Raw genomic sequence first — 6764 nt, 5'->3', positions numbered from 1 at the left:
CCCCAACGTTGTAAAAGCTGGAGGGCTTCAGAGCCAAGGCGTCAAGGGTGAAGCTGTAATCGGCTACCGCGATCCCTTGACAACACGGGATCTGAAGTCCTCCAGCTTTCCTGGAAGGTAAACACAATGAGAAAAACTGAGCTATTCTTGGAATTCACCATTGGTGACATCCAGAAAATGGTAGAAACCTGTTTATATTCATTATGATACCTTTTATTTAGCTATCTTTATCCATACTGTTTATGCAACATTGGGGTTCACCCTATGGATGCAAAAGCCGGAGGGCTTTAGAACACATGCGATGAAATGGTGTTATGCATCTTTGGGGTTGAGGTCTGCCATGGTTGGCTTGACGTCGATGCCATCTTTGACCTTCTGGAGGCCTTCGTAAACGACTTTTTCGCCTGGCTTGAGCCCCTTGGTGACCAGCCAGTTGGAACCAACTTTGGGGCCAACCGTGATTTCCCGGATCTCAGCTTTGTTGCTCGCATCCACCACATACACGTTGTGCAGGCCTTGCAGTTCCATGACGCAGCGCTGGGGGATCAGGATGCCGTCCTTGACCACCTGGCCTCTGATCCTTACCCGGGCGAACTGGCCCGGACGGAGCAATTTTTCAGGGTTGGGGAAGGAGGCCTGGACCAGCATGGCCCCGGTGGTGGTATCCACCTCCCGGTCCACGAAGTCAGGTTGCCCTTTGTGCGTATAGACAGACCCGTCGATCAGGATCAGTTCCAGGCTGGGCTTCTGTTCATCCATCTTATCTGGATCGACACCGGCGAGATTGCGGGCCAGTTCCAGATACTGGGTTTCGGTAATGAAAAAGGTCACCAGGATGGTATCCACCTGTGAGACGGTAGTCAGGATCACCGGGTTGGGTTCCCTGCCCACGAAATCGCCCACCTTGGCCTGTGATTTGCCGATGATGCCATCGATGGGCGAATCGATCTTGGTGTAACTGAGTTCAATCTTGGTGGCCCGCAAAGTGGCTTTGGCCGCTTCTAAAGAAGACTGTGTGGCTTCATATGCGGCCATGGCTTCATCCAGGTCGCTTTTGCTGACCGCATTAATTTCGGCCAGTGGTTTGATGCGATCCAGGTCCCCTTTGGTTTTGGCCAGCATGGTTTTCACTTCGGCGACAGCACTCATTCTGGCGGAAACCTTTTCTTCGAAAGGTTGACTCTCCAACGTGTAAAGCAGGTCGCCTTTTTTAACTTCACCACCTTCCTGGAAATGAAGTCCCTCCAGAAAGCCTTCCACGCGGGCACGGATGGCGATGTCCTTTAACCCGGCGGTCTGGCCCACAAATTCCAGGAACAGGGGAACATCCTGGGCCTGGGTTTCGACGACGGAGACCTCAGGCGGCGGGGGCGGCGCTTGGGTGGCTTGTTTCTCGCTGCAAGCGAATAGATAAAGGGACAAGCAGGCAATCAGACCGATGATTTTAAATCTCATGGTGCCTTCTCTGCAGTGTTGGTGGTTTGAATAACGTGAAATGTTCCGCGGCTAAGACAGGGATGCTTTTCACTGTAAGTATATTCCCGTTTTTCAATTCGTGTGCGGGTTATGCTGCATTTTGAAGAACGGGTCAAAAAAGATTAATTGCTCGTAATATATACCATAAAAATGAATAATCCAAGAACCCAGAGAGAATGAAGCCACTTTCTCATATGATCCATTGGCAATTAAACATTCCAATCCTTGTCATTCCGGATTTTTACACCACTGAGCAATAGGTCGGCGTGTGCCATATCACGCATGATCGGGCCTTTTCGCGCAAGGCCGTTGGGTTCCTCGCGCCATAATAAAATCGGAACTTCCAAATTATTAAATAATAACTAAATGTTATGTATTAACCGGTTGTCGAGCTGCAACATGGCCCGGAGATTGCTCTACATCTCAGGGAAAATCGGGAGCTATCGGATTCATCATCAACGGAGGAATCGACATGAAATCGAAATTTAGCGTGACCTACATAATTGAATCTCTGAAACCATTCGAGTCGCTCGTTTGGTTCACGGTCTGTTCTGCCATCGTTGTCTTTCGCATCAGTCTGCACTAGCGTCGAGCCGTTGGGGACGTTTTGAAACTGCCGGCGGGCAAAGCACCGCTCCGAGCCAGGGAGAAGACGCAATGTCCAACAAGATGACATCGAACATGCAGCGGCACCCAGACTCACTGCACCCCATCACAATGAGAATAAGGCTGTCCGCCTGGAAACCAGGCACCGGACGCTTCTCATCATTCGATCTATCGGGAAGAGACCATGATTTCAAAGGCACACCAGATGACGATGAGGATGGTCTGGCTGCTGGTGGCTTGCATACTATGCATGCCGGCCCTGGCGCCAGCTGCAGAAATCAACGACTATTCAAAAACAATCGACGAATTGGCGCAGCTCTACGAGAGAGGGTTGTCCGCCTGGCAGCACTACCAAGCCTATGAAATCCAAGCCAAGAAAGAAAACCTCGATGAAATGGCCAGGCTGTTTGCCGCCATGGCCGCTTCTCAGTCCGTGATGACGGGTCATTTCCATCGGTTGTTGGTTGACCTGAAGGGCGACCGAAAGCGGTGCATGCCCCAATCCCGAACGGTGGGGATAACCCAGGACAATCTTCGCGCGGCCATTGAAATGGAACTGCGGGAAACGGATGTATCTTTTCCCAACGCCCTCAGGCAAATCACCAGCGAAGGACACCGCCAGGCGATCCGAGCCCTTCAAATTGCAATCGAAGTGCAACGCCATCATCGCGAGAAACTAAAAAAGATTCATTCCTACAGCGGGTATTTCTTCGGGGCGTTGACGGCAAAATTCAGCCGGCACCAGCCGAAGTATTTCATCTGCAGGCAGACGGGCGTGGTTGTATTGGACAAACTGCCTTCCAACTGCCCGGTTCAGGGGGGAACGACATCCTCCTATATCGAACTTGTCGCCTTTGAAACAGATAATGGAATGATGACCTGCAGCCCAAATAACCACATTTAATAGGTGGATGGGCATGCGCACAGAATGGAGGATGGAAATGAAGCTAAGATTGAGCATATGGACACTAATAATATTTACAATGGCCCTGATCGTTTATCAGAATCGTGAATTTTACCTGAGTGAGCAGACGCTGACGTTAAATTTGTACGTCGCTGAATTAGGGCTGCCACCGCTTGCAAACGTCACCCAGGCGTTGCTCTTTTTCCTGGCCGGCATCGTGCTGGCATGTGTTTCTTTATTTCATGAACGCTTTCAATTGCACCGGGAGATAAAAAATCTTAACACAGCCTTTCAATCATGCGCGCAGCAGGTCACCTCGATGAAACCGGGTGAATGCTCCCCACGCACGCACAAGCTTTCCAACCTGATGGGCAAGCTGCGAAGCAAAAAGGTCCAAACGGCAAAAGAACTCCCCGGCACCGATGGGGCATGAAAATTGCCGGTCGGGGTCCAAACCAGCTGAAATCGGTGGGTCAAAAAAATACGGTCAACGAATGAGAGCAAACCCGGAACGGTGAACGCTGAACCTGGGAACGCTTACCTTGTTTCAGCATATCCGCGTCGTCATTTTCGGTCCAGTTCACGCCGGACGGCCAGGCCGATTTTCTCCATGGTGTACGGCTTGCGGATATGCACGCCGGCGCCCATCTCCTGCATGGCCTTGACGCGATCAGATGGGGCATAGCCGCTGGCAATAATGGCTTTCTGGCCGGGACGGACGTCCAGAATCCTCCGGTAGGTCTCCAGACCGTCGATTCCGGGGGGCATGACCATATCGAGCACCAGAAGATCGACCGGGTTGGCCTGTACATGGGCCACGGCCTCCGCACCGCCCGATGCAGACGCGATCTGGTAGCCGAGTCTGCTCAGCATCCTGACCGCAATCTCGAGCTGTTCGGGGATGTCGTCTACGACGAGGATGCGCTCCGTACCGGTATAATCCTGGAGAACGACCCGGCGTTTGGTTCCGTTCTCCTCTTCGCGGGTGGCAGGCAGAAGAACATTGAACCGGGTGCCGTCTCCCTCCCTGCTATGAATGTCCACAAAACCGGCGTGGTCCTTGATCGTGTTCCAGACCACGGTCATACCCAGGCCCGAACCGCTGCGGCCCATCCGTTTTTTGCTGTAGAACGGTTCAAAAATTCGGTGAAGCTCCTCCGGCGGGATGCCGACCCCCTCGTCGGTGACGCCTAACATGACATATTCTCCCTCCGGGATTCTTTCGTACCGATCGATCGCCGTGTCCAGGTACCGGTTGCGGGTAAACAGGCAGATGGTCCCCCCAGCCGGCATGGCTTCGGCTGCATTGCCGACCAGATTCATAATTACTTTTGAGATGTGAACGGATGAACCTTTCACGTTCATCAAGTCATCGGCCAAGTCTGTGGAGACGCGTATGTTGGGATGGTTTCCCGCCAGGTTCTTGAACTCGGGCGTCGTCAGGTAGCCGCAAATGGCATCGTTAAAATTGATGATATCGAAATTTTTAACACCACGGCGGGCGATCATCAGCATGTCCTGGACAATATCCGCCGCCCGTTGGCCGGATCGCTGGATCGTCTTGATGCTATCTCTCATCGGGCTGTCCGGTGGCAGATCCAACAGGAGCAGTTCCGGGTAGCTGACCAATCCGCTAAGGATGTTGTTCAGATCGTGGGCAACCCCTGCAGCAAGATTGCCCATGGCTTCCATTTTTTTGGACTGCTCCAATTTGTTTTCGAGGTGTTTGCGGTCGTTGATGTCCCTGGCGATGCCCTGAGTACCCGAAAACGATGCGGCGTCCGGCGACGCCTTGGCGTAAATACCTTGCGCCGATACGCTGAAAACCCTTTCTTTGCTGTTTTCTTCACCGTCAGTCGGGGAAAGCATCAGCCGTACCTCCAGATCGGTGGTGGCGCGGTCACCCGTGCGCCGTTCATTGATCCGATAGGTGGCCAGATCCCTGTCTTTGGGAATCACAAGATCGAGAATGGGTTTCCCGATCAGTTCCTCGGGTTGTTTCTTGTATTTGGCCAGAGCCGGGCTGATGAAGGTGATTCGGCCGGAGGCGTCAAGTCGGAACACGATATCGGGAATGGTCTCGATGATGGCGTTCAGATCCTTTTGGCTGCTTCGCATCAAAATCAACGCATCCTGCAGGCGATGGCGGGCTTTTCGTTGTCTGGTCCAGTATTTAAAGAGCATGAGAAACAGTCCGCAGCTGATGATCACAGCGGCGGGCAACAAGGGCGACAGAAGCACCTGCCGGCTGTTGAAGAGCAGCTGTGCCCCCCCTGCGACCAAGACGATGCCGGCTGCGCCGATTGCCGTGGTGGTCACAAATTCAAGGCGGGCGATGCACAGGCTGTATAAAAGGGCCACCATCATGGACAAGATGACTTCAGCCAGAACGATCCCCGTGTGGCGATAGATAAAGCTGTTGGACAAAATCGTTTCGAGCGCCTGGGCATGCACCTCGACAGCCGTAAACAGGCCACCGGCCGGTGTCTGGTATGCCGATGCCAGGCCGGACGCACTCAGGCCCACAAATACCATGCGGTTTTTGATCTCGGATTCGTCAACCTGACCGGTCAGGACCCGGTTCGCCGATATGTGGCGAAGGGTCGATTGTTTGTCGGCAAAGCGGATACGCAGGTTCCCGTTATGGTCTATGGGAATGGAATGGTCGCCCAGTATCAGGCTGCTCTGGTCACCTGCTCGCTGTTTCAGCTTCGCCGGTTGACCAATAACGGTGGGCAGCAGCGCGGCCAGCGCGAGGTTGGGGTAAACGGACTGGCCGTAGCGAATCACCAGGGGCAGGCGGCGCAGCCGTCCGTCACCATCGACCCGGCCGTTTAGAAATCCTGAGTGGGGCGCTGCACGTGCCAGCTGATCGATGTTACAGACCGCACCTTGCGCCTGATGCAGAGTAAGCGATGCGGCCCCGTTGGCCGGTTGTTGGATGTCGATCAATTCAAGCGGATAGAGGTGGCAGCCCGCGCTATTTCGATGATTGTCTTCAAAATGAAATTCGTAGCCTAAAACAAACGGTCCGCCGGACAGGGTGGCTGCCATGATAACATCGTTGTCCGGCAGTGTGGGCGGAGCGTCCCCGCCATTCTCGAGCAAGCCGAGTTCACGCTTGAGCTCCTCATGGAGGGTTTTAGGGGAAGTCCGGTCCGGTTCAGCCATAATAAAATCCAGGGCGATGCACCTGGGTCCCATACCGGCAAGTTCGTTCAACAGGGTTGCCAGTTGAGAACGGGGCCAAGGCCATTGGCCCCAGGTCTTTAAGGATTGTTCATCAATATCCACCACCGCGACTTTATCGGTGATCCCGGTCTCTGCAGCACCGGCGACGATGGTGTCGGTCAATTTGAATTGGAGACCTTCGATGAAATCGGGTTGAACGAGATAGACCGCAGACCAAATGACCGTCAGTAGGACACCGAGTATAATGGTTGTCCTGGCCGAAGGATTTAGGTTGTGGGTGGACATGTCCATTGCTTATAAAACCTCCGGAGCTTTCCCCGCCGAGGCCGTCTCAGATGCCGGGAACGCCCCTTGGTCCGTGAAATGATGACTGTGGCGCTAGCGGACGATCACTTCTACACGCCGGTTCTTGGCATTGCCCACATTGTCGGCAGTTTTGACCAGCGGGTGTTCTTCGCCATGGGAAGAGACATCCATGAAGGTGTCGTCAACACCGTTGTCTACTAACTGCTGCTTGACGGCCAGCGCTCGGCGAATGGAGAGATCCAGATTATAGGCCTTGTCTCCCAGTGTGTCCGTGTGTCCC

Annotated in this window: 5 protein-coding genes; 2 read left to right on the top strand and 3 right to left on the bottom strand. The window is 53.6% G+C overall.

Going from position 1 to position 6764, the window contains the following annotated elements:
* Positions 1–312: 312 nt before the first annotated feature.
* Positions 313–1455 (bottom strand): efflux RND transporter periplasmic adaptor subunit, encoded by a 1143-nt coding sequence (locus QNK41_RS15565; RefSeq protein ID WP_319258515.1) that lies wholly within the window; start codon positions 1453–1455, stop codon positions 313–315.
* Between the two features lie 811 nt (positions 1456–2266).
* On the opposite strand from QNK41_RS15565, the gene QNK41_RS15560 reads away from it, so the two are divergent.
* Both QNK41_RS15560 and QNK41_RS15555 read left to right on the top strand, forming a co-directional pair.
* Positions 2267–2986 carry a ferritin family protein gene (locus QNK41_RS15560; RefSeq protein WP_319258513.1) on the top strand — a complete coding sequence of 240 codons (720 nt, stop codon included), beginning with the start codon at positions 2267–2269 and terminating at the stop codon, positions 2984–2986.
* A gap of 13 nt (positions 2987–2999) precedes the next feature.
* On the top strand, positions 3000–3419 hold the full coding sequence (locus QNK41_RS15555; protein WP_319258511.1) for a hypothetical protein: 420 nt from the start codon (positions 3000–3002) through the stop codon (positions 3417–3419).
* A gap of 131 nt (positions 3420–3550) precedes the next feature.
* Here the strand turns inward: QNK41_RS15555 and QNK41_RS15550 are convergent, their stop codons facing one another.
* Together QNK41_RS15550 and QNK41_RS15545 are read right to left on the bottom strand one after the other, a co-directional pair.
* The gene (locus QNK41_RS15550) at positions 3551–6463 is read right to left on the bottom strand and encodes a CHASE2 domain-containing protein (RefSeq protein WP_319258509.1); all 2913 of its coding nucleotides are present in this window, start codon (positions 6461–6463) and stop codon (positions 3551–3553) included.
* A 93-nt stretch (positions 6464–6556) separates the two neighbouring features.
* The coding region (locus QNK41_RS15545) for an OmpA family protein (protein WP_319258507.1) at positions 6557–6764 on the bottom strand (208 nt) is incomplete at its 5' end.

Origin of the sequence: Desulfosarcina sp. (assembly GCF_033791525.1) — a bacterium.
Taxonomy (GTDB): Bacteria; Desulfobacterota; Desulfobacteria; order Desulfobacterales; family Desulfosarcinaceae; genus Desulfosarcina.
Note: the sequence above shows the minus strand (reverse complement) of the source record. Positions and strands in the feature narration are given on the sequence as shown.

What these genes read in the sequence shown, in the direction of transcription:
- QNK41_RS15555 (WP_319258511.1), top strand. Translation starts at nt 3,000, where the DNA reads ATGCGCACAGAATGGAGGATGGAAATGAAGCTAAGATTGAGCATATGG.
- QNK41_RS15550 (WP_319258509.1), bottom strand. Translation starts at nt 6,463, where the DNA reads ATGTCCACCCACAACCTAAATCCTTCGGCCAGGACAACCATTATACTC.
- QNK41_RS15565 (WP_319258515.1), bottom strand. Translation starts at nt 1,455, where the DNA reads ATGAGATTTAAAATCATCGGTCTGATTGCCTGCTTGTCCCTTTATCTA.
- QNK41_RS15560 (WP_319258513.1), top strand. Translation starts at nt 2,267, where the DNA reads ATGATTTCAAAGGCACACCAGATGACGATGAGGATGGTCTGGCTGCTG.